Origin of the sequence: Halalkalibacter oceani (genome assembly GCF_023715605.1) — a bacterium.
GTDB lineage: Bacteria > Bacillota > Bacilli > Bacillales > Bacillaceae_D > Halalkalibacter > Halalkalibacter oceani.
In genome coordinates, this window is record NZ_JAMBOL010000010.1 from 96133 (window position 1) to 114794 (window position 18662).

Consider the following 18662-nt stretch of genomic DNA (forward strand, 5'->3'; position numbering starts at 1 on the left):
AAGGTTGTTCTCTTACCTTTTCCCACCCCCAAACTAATGAGCGGAACCGTCACGATCTTTTATCTCACAACGGACTTGCGGCGCGTGAAGCCATGTCGACTCCATGCTTGCTATCTAGTCTCGACTCGTCTCACCTATGTGTGGAATGACGTTTGCCGCTACCTTGCTCAAGACAGTTTCTGCTTTCCATCCTTCATTACCCATTCGACATTCAGCAATGCTTCACTGTCCGCCTGAACATTTCCCCGAACTGCCACAATATCCGCTTTCTTTCCTGCATGTAATGATCCGATGCTATTTTCCATTTCGCACAGCTCAGCAGCACGCGATGTAATTCCTTGTAATGCTTTTTCAAGCGGTTCGCCAATGTTCTCCAGGAAGATGACATCCTTTGCCAGTTCCCCATGTGTCGCATCCGTTCCAACCGCATAGCGAACCCCTGATTGAAGCAGCCTTTTATGGGTGTCGAGCACCTCTTCTTTATTGCACTGGAAGCTGAGAGCGACGCTGTGCGGGACCGTATTCCATCTGTCCTGATGAAAGAAGATGCTCGGCGTTAACACGACCCAGCGACTTTGTTTTATCATCTCTTCAATTTGACGATCGTCAGCAAAATAGGCGTGTTCGATCACATCGACTCCTTCCGCGATGCAGTCGGTCAGCCCTTTTCCACCGATCGCATGCGCCGCGACTTTCTTTCCGACCTGATGAGCTTCCTCGACGGCGACGCGGATTTCGGCCGCTGTCATATAAGAAGGAAGGAACTCTCCTTTCCGTACGGTATCCGTCGTGAAAATTTTAATAAAATCAGCTCCATGAAGCAGGTTTTCACGTACGGCCGTTCTAATTTGCTCGCCGCCGTTAAAAACCGTACCTACAGAGCCGTGCGCATGGCTTGCTTTAATGCCACGTGTACACGTCACAATTCGCGGCCCCTCGACGATCCCCTGCTCAACCGCCTCCTTCAGGTACACATCAATGAAATTTTTATCGCCGAGACAACGGGACGTCGTAATGCCGCTGGCAAGATCGATTTTCATATTTTCAATACCGCGCAATAGTAAGAGCGGGTCCGGATCGTTCATCAATTGCGGGTGGTTTTCAAGCTGCGGTGAGAGCGAGAGATGATCGTGGGCATCGATAAAGCCCGGTAAAAGCGTGCAGCCGTCCAGATCGATGACTTCCCTGCCCTCAGGAATTTCAATCTCGCCAAATTTAAGCTCAATAATCGTATCACCTTCAACCGTCAGCACCGGGTCCCGCGTAAACGTTCCTTCTATACTATCAAACAGCCAGCTCGCTTTAATGTACATGGGCATCGACTTCATTCCTCTTTTTCAATTCCGTTTTCAGCCAAGTAAAATATGCTTCGAGCGACTCTCTGAAGTCAGCAGAGGGCTTGTAGCCGATCTGTTCCTTATAATTGGAGACAAGCGGCCCCCTGATTGGTGCCTGAAGCACGAATGGCTCAGCCCCTTCGCCGACATTGATGTTGCTGGCGGGGCATTTTTGCTGAAGAAACTCAATGATTTCCTGGTTGGCGTATAATTGTTCACTGCTTAAATGCACGCATGGAGGTGCCTCATCTGTTTCGAGCAGGCGGACGATGCCTTCCGTCACATCATCGACATACGTGAAATTGGCGATGAAATCCCGGCCCGAGCGCTCCTCTAATTGATTTTCAGTCAGAACTTTATACGTATAATAGGCAATCGGGCCATTGCTCCAGCGCGGCTCTTTGACTGTCGGTAAGGGGCCGAATACCCAGGAGACGCGAATGTTGATCGTTTCCATTCCATAATTCACACGGTAGCAATGCAGCAGCTCCTCACTTAAGCGCTTCGTCGTCGCGTACGTATTCATCGGCGTCGCCGGCACCGTTTCATCAATTGGATCCGTTGACGTTTGTTTCCCGAAGACCGAACCGGAGCCAATATAAATGAACTTTTGAACTTGGTGGATTCTCGCCAGTTCCAATAAGCTTAATGTGCCGATTGTGTTCGTCTCCACCGCATCTGTAGGATTAGCTTTGCAATACATTCCATTTAGATTGGCTGCCGCATGGATGATCGCATCAAAGCGATGCTTCGCAAAAAGAGCGGTAACGGTAAAATGGTTCGTCACATCGCCTTGTTCAAATTCGATCGAATCACTACCGGTAAAGAAATCCGTATCCCGGTCAATCGTTTTATCAAACAGAACAACGTGATGCCCTTCCTGCGCCAGCCTTTTTACCGCATTCGCTCCGATCAGACCGAATCCTCCCGTAACCAAAATCTTCATTCGCCCAGCTCCTCTCTCTGTAAACGTTTTTTATTTCGCCGCCTGTTCAAAATCATCGCAGATTTGTTGAAAAATAGCCGTATAGTCAATACCTCCCCCGTAGTGATCCACCAATCGGGCAAACATTTCTTCTATTTTCCGTAAAAGCGGCAATTCGAGCCCTTCCTCCCGCGCTTTATCGACAGCAAGACGGACATCCTTCAGCAGCAGCTCCGCTTTAAAGCTTGGAGAGTAATCTCCGGCGATCATTCCAGCTGCCTTGTGCTCCAAATGCCAGCAGTTCGCTCCTCCCGACTGTAAAACATCGCGGACATGGTAAAGGTCGAGTCCCTCCTTTTTGGCAACCGCCAGCGCTTCACTCATTGTTGTCACCGTGCCAGCGACCATGATTTGATTGCATATTTTCGTTGTTTGCCCGGCGCCGCTTCCTCCCATATACATGACCCTTCCACCTAATACATCAAGGATATCCTTTACTTCAGAAAAATAATGACGCTCTCCCCCAACCATAATTGATAAAGTGCCTGCTTCCGCCCCGACGCGGCCGCCGCTCACCGGGGCATCGATAAAGCCGACTCCTTTTTCCTGAAAAGCATGATGGATTTCTTTTGTGACATTGGGTGAGATACTGCTCATATCAATCACGATCGTACCCGGTGCCGCATAGTGAATCACCGCCTCAGCACCGTCTGTTAAAGCCGTTTTGACATGAGGGGAATTCGGAAGCATTGTAATCACAATCTCATTTCCTTCGATCAGCTGTTCAACCGTTTTTGCTCTTTTCGCACCTTGTCTGATCAACTCCTCAACCGGCTGTTCCACCAAGTCAAAAACGGTAACATCATAACCGGCTCGAACTAAATTACCTGCCATTGGTTTTCCCATAATTCCCAACCCGATAAACGCGATTTTCTTCATGCCGTCTCTCCTTGTCTCTTCGTTTTACAGAAGAAGGCCAGAAGTCACAAACTGCTCACTTCCAGCCTTTTTCTTCTTATCGCAATTCGTTACTCCGCCGCCCGAATCCGTTCGACGAGGTCCGGAGCCCACTCCCCTTGAAACTGCTCGACAATATTGCTTTCCTCCAATTTCTTGGCAAACGCATCACGGTCCACGTCATCAATTATCGTCGTTCCATCGTCGATAATCTGCTGTCTGTAAATTTCCTCGTTTTCTTTGACGAGCTGCTTCTGATAGGTCCCCGCTTCTTCAATCGCTTCAACGACTTGTGCCTGCATCTCTTCCGGGAAGCTTTCAAACGTATCATTGTTGATGACAACGACCATTGGGGCGATTAAATGCTGGGTCGTCATCACATAATTTTGCACCTCATGCAGCTTTGACGTATAAATCATATCGAGCGGATTTTCCTGCCCGTCAACAGTTTTTTGCTCCAGCGCGACGTACAATTGATCAAATGCCATCGGCGTCGGATTGGCGCCAAGGATTTTCCATGCTTCCACGACTAATGGAATTTCAGGAACCCGCAGCTTCATTCCATTTAAATCGTCCGGCGTCCGGATTTCCGTATTGGCCGTCAAGTTTCGCGGCCCGCGGTGCCAGTAATCCAAAATGCGCGAATTAAGGGACTCATTGATTGCCGCATTAATTTCATCGCCGACTTCTCCATCAAGCACGCGATCTAAATGGTCGGTATCTTTAATTAAAAACGGCAATGACAACCCGCTGTATTCCGGGGCGAACATTCCGAATATCGCATCGCCGGTGATAACCATGTCAACGGTTTGCAGCGACATTCCCTCAAGCAAGTCGCGTTCCCCGCCGAGCTGAGCATTGGCGAAAATGTTGACCGTCAGCTCTCCACCTGTTCTTTCCTCAATCAGTTCCTTGAACTTCTGTGCTCCTAAATCCGTCTCACTGTCAGTCGCGTTAATATAGCCGATATCGATCGAGTAACTGCCGCCGCCTTCCGCCGGTGCTTCCTCTCCCTGATCCCCGGCATCTGCACCCGGGTCTGCTTCCGTCTGAGTGTCGGAGCTTCCCCCGCATGCAGTGAGCAAGAATGCAAAGAGCAAGGCCATTACAGTAAAGAAAAATTTCGCTTTCATCATTAACCCTCCTTAAAATGTACGATCAACAAGGAATAAGAGCCGTGAGATGACTTCACAAAATCTGGCACCCCTCCTTTCAGTAGCGGGCATTCATCTGTCCATTTTTTATAAAAGATTCGGCAGCCAAAGACTAATCACCGGTAAGAACGTTAAAATGAGCAGGTTAATAATCAAGACGAGTAAGAAAGGCAGAATCCCTTTCGTAATTTCTTCGAGCGTAATCCCGGCGATCCGGCTTGAGATGAACAAGTTGACCCCAACTGGCGGTGTCACCATCCCCATCGCTAAATTGACGATCATAATAATCCCGAAGTGGACCGGGTCGACGTCAAACGTTAGCGCAACCGGCAAGAGAATCGGCGCTAATATAATAATCGCTGCGCTCGTCTCAAAGAACATGCCGATAAAAAAGAGAAACAGATTGACAAGAAGCAGGAAGATGACTTTACTTGTCGTGAAATCGGTAATGAGCGAAGCCGCTTGCTGTGGAATCATCCCCTTCGTCATAATCCAGCCAAACAGTCCGGCCGCTGAAACAATGATCATAATAATTGCTGATAAGACGGCCGATTCCCCGAGGATTGGCAGGAGATCCTTTATTTTAATTTCTTTGTAAATCCATAAGCCGACGATCAGAGCGTAAGCGACTGAAACGGCCGCAGCTTCTGTCGGTGTGAAGATTCCTCCGTAAATCCCGCCTAAAATAATGACGGGCATCAGCAAGGCCAGTGTCGACTCCTTCAGAGCGATCCATTTATCCTTCCATGTCGTTTTTACATCGTTCGGATAGCCTTTCATTTTGGCAAGGATCGTAACGGTAATCACAAGCAGCAGCCCGATAATCAGCCCGGGGACAATCCCGGCGAGAAACATCGCGCCAATCGATGTTCCGGTTGACACCCCGTAGAGAATCATCGGAATACTCGGTGGAATAATGACGCCCAGTTCACCGGAAACGGCCTGGGAAGCGGCGGCAAAGCGCTTGCTGTAGCCTTTTTTGATCATCGCCGGAATAAGGATCGCCCCTAAAGCGGCAACCGTCGCCGCACTGGAGCCGGAAATCGCGCCAAAAAGCATCGAGGCGACGATTGTCACGACAGCCAATCCACCAGACATATGCCCAATAAACGCTGATGCCAGGTTGACGAGGCGGCGTGAAATTCCCCCGGTCCCCATGATTTTTCCAGCTAATACGAAAAAGGGCACCGCCAACAGCGCAAAGGAATCAATCGAGGTAAACATCCGCTGTATCAACAATTCATACGGTAAATTCCCGTCAATGAGAATCGCCACAATGGAAGAAAGGCCAAGGGAAAAGGCGATCGGCACACTCAGCAGCATCAGCACAAGCAAAGTGATAAACATAAAGAGCGCCATCTTACTCCCCCCTTTCTTCTACTTGAAACGTTCGAATTAACACGCTGAATACGTTCAGTAAGATGAGGAGTCCACCGACCGGAATGGCTGCATACGGGATCCACATCGGGAGCCGCAATGCTGTTGATCGCTGAACGGCGACTTCCTGTACCATGCTGAAGCCGTAAATGATTAAATAGAGACAAAAAACAATCGAAAAAAAGAGAACGACAACTCTGAAGGCCTTTTCGATTTTTTCTGGAATGAGCTGCATAATCGCTTCAACAGAGATCAGCTCCCGTCTGCCTGCCGCGATGCTCGCCCCGAGAAAAACAGACCAGATGCTAATATATTTCGTCGCCTCTTCTGTCCAGCTCAATGATTGATTGAGCGCATAACGGTAAAAGACTTGCGTACAAATAAAAATCGTCATCACACCAAGTAAAATCCCGACAAAGATCAGCATCCATTTATTCAGTCGCTCCATAAAACTGACATACGGTTTGAACAGCTGCATCTTCACCACTCCCCTTCTCTGAATTCTCCTAAAGGTTCAATTTACCGCCAAAAAGAAAGCGCTTACTTTTATTAAAATGCTATACACTACCATACTACTTGTATCTATATGCGCCTCTGGACAAAATCTTTCAATAAATCTATTCGCCTGATAAAAGACCTTTAGGAGTAAGAAGACTATGGTGCTTCTACCATTTCCATCCTGGCATCATTCATCTGACTGGTCTTTCATCCAGGTTATGCGCTGACGATCGGCTTTTGGTAGCGCGATACCCGCTTCGACATATCTTCACGATCAAACACTTCCGGGCGTAAGGCGGTCCCAAGACCAGGGCCCTCCAACGGGTAGACATAGCCGTCCTTGACGAGAGGAACTTCTGTGACGAGCTCCTTGTACCAGCCTGAATAGAAAGCGCGCACGCATTCCTGGACAAAGGCATTCGGTGCATTAATCGTCAAATGGACATCGACGGCAAAGGAGACCGGACCAACGCAGTCGTGCGGTGTAACGGGAACTTCATATGTCTCAGCGAGCGTCGCGATCCGTTTTCCTTCTGAAATCCCTCCGGTAAAGGTTGGATCATAAATGATCACCCCTGCTGCGTTCCGTTCTAAAATATCACGGAAGGCCCAGCGCGTTCCGAGCGTTTCGCTCGCCGCCGTCCGCACGCGTGTTGAACGGGCAAACTCCTGCAACGCATCAAGATTATCCATATTAATCGGATCTTCATACCAAAATGGCTCAAATTCCTCCAACGCTTGCGCGATCTGCTTCGCTGTCGGCAAATCCCATAACGAGTGCAGCTCGACCATAATTTCGATTTTGTTGCCGACCCGTTCCCGTATTTGTCTAAAAGGTTCAAGCGCTTTGTTCAAATCGGCCGGCGAAATATAACGCCCTTTCGTTGCTTCCGCATATAAATCGAACGGCCAGATTTTCATTCCCATAAACCCTTCCTCAACTAGGCTTTCGGCTAAGTCACCGGCATGATAGAGAAAGCCGTCCAGATCCTCATATGGCCCTTGCGCATCACCTACTCCCCAATTATCAACAGGCAGGCTGGCATGCTTCGGGCGCTTACGCGTGTAATGATAGCCGGCACACGTATTGTAGGCTTTGATTTTCTCGCGGCATTTTCCGCCAAGCAGCTGGTAGATTGGCTGCTTTGTTACTTGCCCGAAAATATCCCACAGCGCGATATCCAACGCAGACCGCCCACGGTTTTCCACCCCCGTGCTGCGGGAGCCGATAAATCCCACCATTGCCTGCCAATGCCGTTCAATCGCCAGCGGGTCTTCTCCAAGCAATACAGGAGCGCCTGATTCATGAATCCAGGCTTCCACCGCTTCTGCGGCAAAATACGTTTCCCCAAGTCCAATATGACCTTGATCGGTGTGAACCTGGACAAAACAAATATTCGGAAACTCTTCTAAACGGATCGTTTCGATCTGAGTAATTTTCATCTTTTCCACCACTTTCTTTTTTATTTAATAGTTTGCTTGCAAATCAACCTGATTTTTTAACGGTTTATTTGCAAGGAAGTTAGCGACATTGTCAAGCACAATCCGAAACACTTTCTCCATATAATGATCGGAATTTCCGGCAATGTGGGGCGTGAGAAAGACATTCTCCATCTCCCACAATGGACTTTCGGGCCCAAGCGGCTCCTTTTCAAATACGTCCAGCGCCGCGCCGCCGATTTGGCCGCTTTCCAGCGCGGTGATTAAATCCGCTTCCTTCACAACATGGCCTCGCGCCAAATTGATGAAAAAGCAATCCCGCGGCATCGCAGTAAAATGCTCCTGACGGATAAAATGCTTCGTCCGAGGGGTCAATGGCAGCAGGACAATGACAAATGAGCTTTCCGGTAAGAGCGTCTCCCATTGTTCCTCTTTAACGATGCGATCAAAGTGAGGCTTGCTTGCGCCTCCGCGGCTAACCCCATTGACGTTCATCCCGAACACCTGGCACATCTCGGCAATCGCCGAGCCGATCGCGCCGGCACCGACAATCGTTACCGTTTTTCCGGCTAACTCTCCACCGATAAACCCGCCTTCCCATTGATGCTTTTTCTGCAGCCCCCGATAGTGTAATAGCTTGCGGGTATGGGCGAGCATCATTCCGAGCGCGTATTCTCCCATTTGTGAGCCGTGAATTCCTTTTGCGTTTGTCACGGTAATTCCTCGTTCCGCAATTTTCGCAAACGGAATATTTTCGACGCCGGCGGTCGTGAGCTGAAGCCATTTCAGCCTCGGTGCCTTTTCGATCGACTCCGGGTTGAAGTTCAAATGATCAGACAACACAATGTCAGCCTCTTCTAAATAAGGCTGCGCCTCCCTTTCTGAGTGACAGTGACAAATTGTGATCTCAGGATAGCTCTCTCTTAATTCATTCAATTGTTTTTCCGGAATGTTGATCGTTGTTACGAGTTTCATAAGTCCCTCCCTCAACGCTACTTGATTAGATTTCCGTTCTCGTCAAACGTCCAGGAGACAGCTGTCTCTCCCACCTCCATTTGGGCATGCCCTGCCGCCTCGTTGACTAAATTTTCAGAAATTAAAATTTGGTCAAGCTCGAGTGTATTTTTAATGCGGACCACTTTTACATCGTTTATCTTTCTTCGCCCGGCCGTCCGGATCGCTGTTACAATCGCTTTCTGATCAGTGGCGAGCATAACCGGCAGCTTGGCGCCGTTAATTTCGACCGCCGTCGTTGAATTAGCATACAGCGCGGCAAAATCGATGCTTTCGACCGTCCTGACGGTCGTATAGTCCGCCAAACCAATTCCGGAGGCGTTGCCTTTTGTTTCTTTCGTTAAATTCAGCACGACAATTTTATTGATCGGCGGGGCATCAAACACTAATGACTGATTACAGGAGGAACGTCCGATAATATTCGAGTCCATCCCGCTGCCGCTTATGTTCTTCCCGATTTCATCCACGATCAGCACATCAATTTCCTTACACAGCAGCTTCGGCATCAGCCGCTTCGCTTCTGCTAGCAGCTCTTTTTCCCTGCCGGGCAGCTGGTCTTTTAACACGATTTCGATATGGGCCGTTTCGTGAAATGAATTTTCAATAATGCCTACACCAAACAGAAACGGCGTATGCTCAATAATATGACGGCCTACTGCCGGTATCAGCTCGGCGAAGTCTCCCATCCCTCCTTTATGAAGATAGCTCGCTCCTTTATGCTTGCCGAGGCCAATGCCAAGCATCTTCATGATACCGCTTTCAATTTCACCTTTAAAATCAGTATGCGGCTTAATTCTCGCAATGACGATGATTCCCTCCGCTTCTTCATACGCCAACCGATCAAAGTATACCTCAACGTCGCCAAAGGCTTTGCCGAGGTAGACCGTCTCCATGCTCGCCCTGACCGGGGCGCCGACTTCCGCTTCCGTAATGCCGTAGCCTGCTAAAATCTTCGCCTGACCCTCGGCTTTTCCCGCGCCATGACTTCCCATGGCCGGCACAATAAACGGCTCAGCCCCCAATGCTTTTAATTCGGTAATGGTCGCTTTGACAATCGCCTGCAAGTTTGTAATGCCCCTGCTGCCGACTCCGACCGCAATTTTCATCCCCGGCTTGATCTTTGTCGCCAGCTGCTTTCGCTGAGACTCCGTGTGCATCAGTGCCGGAATCGCCTGCGCCTCTATTTTCGTCCTGGCAAACTTTTGCCTTGCCGGATACATCGCAGGTAATTCCAGCTCAAATCCGCCTTCCAGTTGAAACTCTTCAATTTTCAGCTCCATCTGTTAACTCCTTTCTATGACGTAGTCGACCAGCTTCATCAGTACCTATGATTTCGAAAAAAATTCAGTATATGTCTCCTTGTACAGTTCAATGATTTCTACTGTGCTCTCTTTAATATGCTTGCTCAATTGAAACTGGGCCATCTCGACATCCTTTGCGATGACCGCATTCAAAATCTCTTCATGCTCTTCAATCAGTTTGCTCGTCTTTCTCGTCGCCAGCAAACTGAGATAACGGACGCGATCAAGATGCAGCTTTTCTGCCTGAATAACGGACCAGACATTTTGATAGCCGCTCATTTCAATCAGCTTCTCATGATACTTTTCATCAAAGTAATAGAAAGTTTCGCGCCCTTTTTCATCCTGGAATTCTTTTTGTTTAGCAATCAGCGCCCTTAATGCGGTGATATCATCCTGATTCAGCCGGGCAATGCTTTGGCGAAGAGCGGCGCATTCTAACGATTCCCGGACGAAGAGTGATTCTTTCACTTTATCAATGTCGATATAGGAAACGAACGTCCCTCTTTGCGGATAAATTTCCAGCAGCCCTTTTTCAGAAAGTCTAATGAACGCTTCTCTAATCGGCGTTCTACTCACATCGAGCATCGCCGACAGCTCTTTCTCCGATAAGCGTTGCCCCGGCAAAAATTCCAGCGAAATAATCGCTTCTTTGATTCCTTCGTATACTTGGGAATGGATCGATTTCGTTTTATCAATGGTTAGTTTCATTAGGATCACCTTTCATACTAATATGGTAGTATGTTACCCTCTTGATGTCAAGAAAGTTTTTTGTTTTAAATGAATTTTCTGATTTATCACAAAAAAAAGCCTGGAACAAAGGTAGGTTCACCTTTTCCCAGGCTAACAGCAAGACGCAGGAGGAAGCCTTTTCACGGCTTCCATCTCTCACTTCGTTCTAGTTTATTTTTTCTGAATTACTTTTTCCCTGATACAAGTCGATTTTTCAGCCCACCTATTTCTTTTAATTGAACATTCCATTACTGCTCCCGCACCAAGTGGGCCTCCCGTTAAAATCATTTACTATATAGGCGTTGCGCAGCTTTTTCCTTAAACTCAATCCGACGACGATGCAAAATTGGTTCTGTGTAACCGCTTGGCTGTTCTTTCCCAAGGAAAATCAAATCTTTTGCTGCTTGAAAGGCAATCGACTGCTCAAAATTAGCAGACATTGGACGATACGCCGGGTCACCGGCATTTTGCTCGTCAACAACCTTTGCCATCCGCTCCAACGTTTCAATTACTTGCGCCTCCGTGCAAATCCCGTGGTGAAGCCAATTGGCAACATGCTGGCTCGAGATACGTAATGTCGCACGATCCTCCATTAATCCAATATTATTAATATCCGGTACCTTCGAGCAACCGACGCCTTGTTCAACCCAACGAACAACATAGCCCAGAATACCCTGTGCGTTGTTATCAAGCTCTGCCTGAATCTGTTCCGGGCTCCAATTTGTATCTTCCGCGAGCGGAATTGTCAGAATCTCATCTATATAATTTCCGTTTTGTATTTTTAATTCATTTTGAATCTCAACAACATTTATTTCGTGATAATGAAGCGCATGAAGCGTTGCTGCTGTAGGAGAAGGGACCCAGGCTGTATTGGCACCTGCTTTGATTTGCCCGCCTTTTTGTTCAAGCATGGCCTTCATTAAATCAGGCATTGCCCACATTCCTTTTCCAATTTGCGCCTTTCCTTGTAAACCCGCCGCCAAACCAATTTGGACATTTGATTTCTCATATGCTTGCAGCCACGCTGAAGCTTTCATATCATTTTTACGGACCATCGTTCCAGCTTCCATCGATGTATGAATTTCATCACCGGTGCGATCCAAGAAGCCTGTATTAATAAAAACAACCCGTTCTTTCACTTCATAAATACAATTCTTTAAGTTAAGGGACGTTCGCCGTTCTTCATCCATGACACCAATTTTCAAGGTAAAGCGCTCCAGCCCTAACAAATCTTCCACGCGCGCGAATAATGTATTGGCAAATGCCACTTCTTTAGAGCCGTGCATTTTTGGTTTCACGATGTAAATCGAGCCGGTTGTTGAATTCTGATACTTTCCATTTCCGAGCAGCGTATGTTTAGCGATTAAACTCGTTACAACCGCATCCAAAATTCCTTCAGGAACTTCATTTCCATCCTTATCAAGTACAGCGTTGATCGTCATCAAATGCCCGACATTACGGACAAGCATCAGCGAGCGGCCGCGAAGCGTTACTGTTCCGCCATTCGCTGTTGAATAAACCCGATCCGGATTTAATGTTCGCGTCACTGTTTTTCCAGCCTTTTCAAATGATGCTGATAAATCACCTCTCATCAAGCCAAGCCAGTTGCGATAGACGACCACTTTATCCTCTGCATCAACCGCTGTTACCGAATCTTCACAATCCATGATGGTGGTGATCGCCGCTTCAACAAGAATATCTTTCACACCGGCTTTATCCGTTTTACCGATCGGGTGACGGCGATCAATCTGAATGTCAACATGAAGACCATGATTGTTTAATAATATCGCTGTAAGCTCACCCTCTTTTTCTTGAAAACCTCTGTATTTTTCGGCGGCTTGCAATGTCGTTTCTTCACCATTTGCCAGTGTAGCCGTAAATGCTGCACCAGCCTTGTATTCTGTTACATCGTGATGCGATCCCGTTTGAAGCGGGAATGTTTTATCAAGAAAGTCTTTTGCAAAGGCGATGACTTTATTCCCGCGCGCTTCATTGTAGGTGGCCAAGCGTTCCGCACCACCCTCTTCAGGTATCACGTCCGTACCATATAAAGCATCATACAGACTTCCCCAGCGCGCGTTCGCGGCATTGATGGCATACCGCGCATTATTCACTGGAACAACTAACTGCGGGCCAGCTTGCTGTTTAAATTCTAAATCGACATGATCCGTTCTAACTTGATAATCTTCTTTCTCAGCCTCCAGATAGTTGATGTCTTTTAAAAATTCTTTGTAAACAGCAGGATCAAAAGAGTCTCGATGCTGCTTATGCCATTGATCAATTTGCTGCTGAATTCGATCACGCTCTGCTAACAAAGCTTTATTTTCTGGTGCGAGCTCTTCAATAAGTCTCGAAAAGCCATCCCAAAACTGCTGTTGATCAACCCCGCTCTCTGGCAAAGCCTCTTGATTAATAAACTCAAATAACTCCGTCGCGACTTTTAATTGACCTACTTTTTCGTACTGTTGCATCGGTTCATCCTCCTTATTTTTGAGTGTACCCTTAATCAATCTTTTTTGTTTCCTAATAAGAAACGATGTTTCTCTTTACTACAATCATAGCACACCATCCAAAGAATTTCCAATTACTTTTTCATTAATTTAAATTTTTAGATAATGGCACAAAGCAGCGTACGTGAAGCCGTTATCATTTATAGGAGGGAGGCTGAAAGTGCAAGACGTGTAACGGGCAAGCCCGCTCCCTCTTGAGTAAGCTCCCAGCCCCTTAAGGATTGGCTTTTCTAAAATCAAAGATTGGCTTACTCCGTATAGCCTAATCTCGCTGATATTTTCTTGCCAATTTCGATAATCAATTGCTGCAAATCATGTAAACGTTCCGCCGTCATTCGAAGGGTGGGCCCTGAAATACTTACAGCTGCTGTCACCCTTCCGAGGTGATCAAAAATCGGCGCGGCGATACAGCTAATCCCGGCTTCATTTTCCTCTATTTCAACGGCATAGCCTTGTTTGTAGATTTTCTGCAATTCTACAAGAAACGCTGCTTTGTCTGTAATTGTGTTTTCCGTATGTTTCGGTAAGCCCTGCTTTTGGATTATTGCCTCTACCTCCTGTTCAGTCAAATGGGCAAGGATCACTTTCCCGACACTCGTGCAATGAATTGGAGCTCTGCGTCCAATCTTCGAGTGCGTGCGAAGCGTTTCATTCCCTTCCAATTTCTCAATGTAATACACTTCCCCTTGATCAAAGACGACCAGATGGATGACCTCATTTGTCTGACGCTCTAATTCCTCTAAATAGACACGTGCCTGACTGCGCAGATCAATGGAATCAAGCAATAATGAGCCGAGCTCCAAATATTTATAGCCTAAGCGATACTTTTTCGTCGTTTGATCTTGTTCAATAAATCCATGACTAACAAGTGTGCTCAAAATTTTGTAGATCGAGCTTTTATTTAATTCGATCTGAGATGCTAATTCCGTTACACCTAGTCCGTCTTTATTTTGACTCACTAAGCTGATAATTCTTAGTGCTCGGTCTACCGACTTAACCATACATAACCTCCATTACGCTGCTTCATTAGTAGGGACATTATACCATAAGATAGCATCTCCGATTAAAGTACGGAGGTCGATATGGTCATTTTCCTTCGTCATCTCGTTGACATCAACCTTAGACCTTTTCTGCCTGTTTAGCCAGCTTCACTTCCACACATCTTCCCGGTGAAGGAAACAGCTTCCCGTCGTTGAGCAGGCGATCCGGGTTGAAAACCTCTCGAATATCCGTCTGGGCAGAAATTTCTTCTTCCGAGAAAATATAGCGCATCTCATTCATCTTCTCAATCCCGACACCATGTTCACCGGTGATCGAGCCGCCGACATCTGCACATACCTTCAGGCAAGCGCTTCCTACTTCTAATGCTTTTTCAGCTTGACCGGGAATCCGCGCGTCAAACAAAATGAGCGGGTGGAGATTTCCGTCTCCAGCATGAAAAATATTCGCAATTCGCAAACCACTCTCTTTGCTAATTTGATTGATGCACGTTAGCACCTCAGGCAGCTTGCTTCGGGGAATGACTCCGTCCTGGACGAGATAATCAGCGGAAATCGCCCCCATCGCGCCAAAACCCGTTTTACGATTAGCCCACCATCTGGCTCGTTCGCCCTCATCCTGCGCCACCTTCACTTCTCGAACATGATGCCGTTGACAAACGGTGAGAATATGGTCAATTTGCTCCTCTATCCCGGCAGAAATCCCGTCTACTTCGATCAAAAGAAGCGCTTCTATATCAAGCGGGTGCCCGACCGGAAAGGCAGCTGACTCAACACCTTCAATCGCCGTTTTATCCATCATTTCTAGTGCAGCCGGCACAATCCCGGCAGAAATAATATCGGATACAGCCTGGCTCCCAGCCTCAACCTTATCAAAATACGCCAGCACGGTCTGCTTTGCTTCAGGATTTTTAAGAATCCGCACCGTAATCTTCGTCACAATCCCAAGCGTCCCTTCCGAACCGGTGAATAAGCCTAGTAAATCATAGCCGGGTGCATCCGGAATGCCTCCCGCTCCAATTTCAATAATGTCTCCATTCGGCAGGACAATCTCAAGTCCAAGAATATGATTCGTTGTGACCCCGTATTTCAGACAATGAGCACCGCCGGCATTTTCAGCGACATTGCCGCCAATCGTACAGCAGGATTGACTGGAAGGATCCGGCGCATAATAATACCCTTTATCGGAGATGGAATTGGTTAGTTTAAGATTAATATAGCCCGGTTCAACAACAGCGCGCCGATTTTCTAAATCGACTTCCAAAAGCCGCTTCATTTTCACGAGACTGATAATCACTTCGCCATTTACCGGAATCGCGCCCCCACTTAGTCCTGTGCCGGCTCCGCGCGCTAAAAACGGCAGCCGATGGCGTGCGCAGTAACGCACAATCGCAGCGACCTCCTCTGTCGTATTGGGAAAGACGACAGCTTTCGGCAAATGCTTATGGATCGTGAACCCGTCGCAATCATACGCTAATAAATCTTCACGTTCGTAAAGAATGGAGTAAGGACCTGATACGAGCGCTGCCAGTTCACGAATATGGGGATCTTTTGTTTTCAGTTTACTCATTCTTTTGCCCCTCCTGCTCATCTTCTTTTTGATACGCCCAATCCAATAATTGAACGGTATGAACAACCTTTTGATTTCGTCCATATTTTTCAACGCCGATCGCCATTTGCAGCATACAGCCTGGATTTCCCATCGAAATCATTTCAACATCCCTAGGAACATTGGACATCTTTGAATCAAGCACAGCGCTTGCCATCTCAGGGTTTGTTATATTGTAGACACCCGCACTCCCACAACAACGATCCGCGTTTGCCATGTGAACCATCTCGACACCGGGAATATCGATTAATAAGTCACGCGGCTCTTGCCGAACACCTTGACCATGAGCGAGATGGCAGGCATCGTGATACGTAATTCTAGCATTCAGCTTTGCTTTTGGTTTTTGGTAGCCTGTGTCATGTAAATGCTTTGATATATCTTCTACCTTTTCAGCAAAGCGTTCCGCTCTTTCATACCATTCTGTGTCCACCTCTTTAAAAAGCTCTCCATATTCTTGAAGCATGCAGCCACAACCAGCCGCATTGACAATGACCTTATCAGCTTGCTCAAATGCTTCAATATTTTGCTTCGCCAGCTTTCGCCCCATATCACGATCCCCGGCATGGACATGTAAAGCACCACAGCACGTTTGATTTTTAGGAATCGTGACTTCGTTACCATTTCTCGTTAGCACATTAATCGTTGCCTGATTAATATCGCTGAACATCACATCCATGACACAGCCTGTTAAAAAAGCGATCTCTTGCTTTTTTTCGCCTTTGGCAGGAATGGTTTCCTGATTTTTATAACGTTTCATCACAGGTCTGGCAATGGTCGGCATAACCGCTTCCATTTGAGCCAAATGCTTAGGCATTATTTTTGTCAAACCTGTTTTTCGAACCACTTTTTGAACGCCTGTTTTCTGATAGAGCTTCAGCAGCTGACCAAGCGAGTGAAGTCGACTTTGATGGGGAAAAATCCCTTGCAAAAACAATTTGCTTACTTGGCCCTTCCACCCTGTTAATGGCATCGCCTGGCGAATCTGCCCACGCGCCTCCTCAATTAGACCACCTACGTCAACATCAGCTGGACAAGCAGTCGTACAGGCTCGACAATCCAAACAAGCAAACACCGGATCGGAAAATTGCTCATTTACGACCAGCTTTCCTTCGGCAACCGACTTAATTAAATGAACGCGTCCGCGCGGCGAATGCTGCTCCTGACCTGTTAGTTCATAGGTCGGACATGATTCTAAACACATCCCGCAGTGAACACAATCAGCCCATTTGTTTTCATCCGGTTGATCTTTCCATAAATAATTGTTCATGCTGCTCGTGCACGGAGGCTCTTGCTTTTGCTTTCCTTCAACTGTACTCATCTTACATCCCTCCCACAAAGCGCTTAGGATTGAGAATCTTATTCGGATCAATCTTCGCTTTCATTCCTTCCAGCAGAAAGAAATACGATGGCTCCTCGCCCCATACCGAGATGTTTTTTCGAATCGACAGTGGGATATGTTTGACAATCACATAGCCGGATAATGCGGTTACTGCCTGCTGAATAGCATCGATTGCCGTGATCACATTCTTTGCCGCCCCTTTTAGCACCACTTGACTTAAACCATGCCCTAAGCCTCCATGCGCCGCAACTTCGATATGATGTGACTCCTCCAGCATATGGCAGCTGCGGATGACTTGCAGAACATCGAGGTTTTTGACGCCTATTTTTAAGATGGCTTCTGTCTCATGCTCCTCTGGTTGTCCTAAGCCATTAGGAGGAAGCTCATAAAAGCGCTTCCAAAAGTTCCTTGCATCTTCGCCTGCCAAAACCCGCGGCTCTGCGCCAGCAGGCTTAAGCTGTTTTGTAAACTCCTCCTGATAACGGACAGAGCTCTTCACATCTTCAAAGCTAATCGCCAATGTATACCGCTCATTTCTAGTCATTGCTTTCGCAAGCGTTGGATTGAAAAGCTCAAGCGCGACCGGCTCCAATGCTGAATCCAAAAAACGAACGGCAAATTTGCGAACTTCCTCTAGCTGTTCTTGGGCAAAAGCAAGCAAAATGAGACTTTGTTCCTTCGGAATTGGGCTGAGCTTAAATGTGATTTCCGAAATCACAGCAAGCGTTCCCATTGAACCGATAAATAATTTATTCATATCATAGCCTGCAACGTTTTTGACGACTTTTCCACCTGCGCGGATCACCCTCCCATCTGGATAAATCAATTTCATTCCGATAACAGCATCCCTTGCAGACCCATAGCCAAGGCGCTTTGGTCCGCTGTCATTTGCCGCTACAATTCCACCGATCGTCGCTGAATCAGGCCAGAACGGATCAAGTGGGATCATTTGCTTATGGGCAGCGAGGTAATCCTGAATGTCTTGAAACCGAGTGCCCGCCCTTACCGTCAGTGTCATATTGCCGACAGTATGCTCGATGATCCCGGTATAGTTTTCTAATGAAAGCAGAAGATCAGATTGTGCGATCACGCCACCAAAGGCTTTTTTTGTCCCTCTACCGGCCACCGTTACGCTCTTACCATTGTCATTGGCATAGGTGAGGACGCTTACAATTTCCTGCTCTGTTTTGGGATAGACGGCCACCCGCCCTTCGTTCCCAAATAGAGTTTGTTCTTCCCCTTTTTCTTCAATCTGCTGTTCCGGCACTAGTGTTTTTAACTCCTTGAATTCTTCTGAAACAATCATGCTATCACCTCTTTTTGTTTCGTATTAGGAAACACAGTTTCCGAAATCACCCAAAAGAAGTCTGTAAAAATTTTCACTTTTAGTAATATTCCTCATTTTATGCGAATGTCCTTCTTTATAATACTTTTTTCATGAGGTTTTTTTACTTTGAAAATGGCGGGCGTATAA

15 protein-coding genes are annotated in these 18662 nt (G+C 47.1%); all 15 read right to left on the bottom strand.

What is annotated here, in order from left to right; translation table 11 throughout:
- Positions 1-167: 167 nt before the first annotated feature.
- Entirely contained in the window at positions 168-1319 is a 1152-nt protein-coding gene (locus M3202_RS12440) for an amidohydrolase family protein (RefSeq protein ID WP_251223655.1), read from the bottom strand.
- Entirely contained in the window at positions 1303-2283 is a 981-nt protein-coding gene (locus M3202_RS12445; protein WP_251223656.1) for an NAD-dependent epimerase/dehydratase family protein, read from the bottom strand. The genes M3202_RS12440 and M3202_RS12445 overlap by 17 nt, the downstream gene beginning before the upstream one ends.
- A 30-nt stretch (positions 2284-2313) precedes the next feature.
- Positions 2314-3201 carry an NAD(P)-dependent oxidoreductase gene (locus M3202_RS12450; RefSeq protein WP_251223657.1) on the bottom strand — a complete coding sequence of 296 codons (888 nt, stop codon included), beginning with the start codon at positions 3199-3201 and terminating at the stop codon, positions 2314-2316.
- Between the two features lie 89 nt (positions 3202-3290).
- Positions 3291-4352 carry a TRAP transporter substrate-binding protein gene (locus tag M3202_RS12455; protein ID WP_251223658.1) on the bottom strand — a complete coding sequence of 354 codons (1062 nt, stop codon included), beginning with the start codon at positions 4350-4352 and terminating at the stop codon, positions 3291-3293.
- Positions 4353-4460: 108 nt separating this feature from the next.
- Positions 4461-5732 (bottom strand): TRAP transporter large permease, encoded by a 1272-nt coding sequence (locus M3202_RS12460; RefSeq protein ID WP_251223659.1) that lies wholly within the window; start codon positions 5730-5732, stop codon positions 4461-4463.
- 1 nt (position 5733) lies between these two features.
- Positions 5734-6228: a TRAP transporter small permease gene (locus tag M3202_RS12465; protein WP_251223660.1), complete on the bottom strand. Its 495-nt coding sequence runs from the start codon at positions 6226-6228 to the stop codon at positions 5734-5736.
- Positions 6229-6464: 236 nt separating this feature from the next.
- Positions 6465-7691 carry a mandelate racemase/muconate lactonizing enzyme family protein gene (locus tag M3202_RS12470; protein ID WP_251223661.1) on the bottom strand — a complete coding sequence of 409 codons (1227 nt, stop codon included), beginning with the start codon at positions 7689-7691 and terminating at the stop codon, positions 6465-6467.
- Between the two features lie 24 nt (positions 7692-7715).
- Complete coding sequence (locus tag M3202_RS12475) at positions 7716-8663, bottom strand: D-2-hydroxyacid dehydrogenase (protein ID WP_251223662.1); 948 nt, start codon at positions 8661-8663, stop codon at positions 7716-7718.
- A 17-nt stretch (positions 8664-8680) separates the two neighbouring features.
- Positions 8681-9982, bottom strand: coding sequence for a nickel pincer cofactor-dependent isomerase, group 22 (locus M3202_RS12480; RefSeq protein WP_251223663.1), 1302 nt, complete (start codon positions 9980-9982; stop codon positions 8681-8683).
- Positions 9983-10027: 45 nt separating this feature from the next.
- Positions 10028-10711 carry a GntR family transcriptional regulator gene (locus M3202_RS12485; RefSeq protein ID WP_251223664.1) on the bottom strand — a complete coding sequence of 228 codons (684 nt, stop codon included), beginning with the start codon at positions 10709-10711 and terminating at the stop codon, positions 10028-10030.
- 305 nt (positions 10712-11016) lie between these two features.
- A complete protein-coding gene (locus tag M3202_RS12490; protein WP_251223665.1) occupies positions 11017-13203 on the bottom strand; it encodes a malate synthase G in 2187 nt (728 codons plus the stop codon).
- A 287-nt stretch (positions 13204-13490) separates the two neighbouring features.
- Positions 13491-14243 carry an IclR family transcriptional regulator gene (locus M3202_RS12495; protein WP_251223666.1) on the bottom strand — a complete coding sequence of 251 codons (753 nt, stop codon included), beginning with the start codon at positions 14241-14243 and terminating at the stop codon, positions 13491-13493.
- A 118-nt stretch (positions 14244-14361) separates the two neighbouring features.
- The gene (locus M3202_RS12500; protein WP_251223667.1) at positions 14362-15810 is read right to left on the bottom strand and encodes an FAD-linked oxidase C-terminal domain-containing protein; all 1449 of its coding nucleotides are present in this window, start codon (positions 15808-15810) and stop codon (positions 14362-14364) included.
- Entirely contained in the window at positions 15803-17167 is a 1365-nt protein-coding gene (locus tag M3202_RS12505; RefSeq protein WP_251223668.1) for a (Fe-S)-binding protein, read from the bottom strand. Before M3202_RS12505 ends, M3202_RS12500 begins: the two co-directional genes overlap by 8 nt.
- A 1-nt stretch (position 17168) precedes the next feature.
- On the bottom strand, positions 17169-18494 hold the full coding sequence (locus tag M3202_RS12510) for an FAD-binding oxidoreductase (protein ID WP_251223669.1): 1326 nt from the start codon (positions 18492-18494) through the stop codon (positions 17169-17171).
- Positions 18495-18662 lie beyond the last annotated feature (168 nt).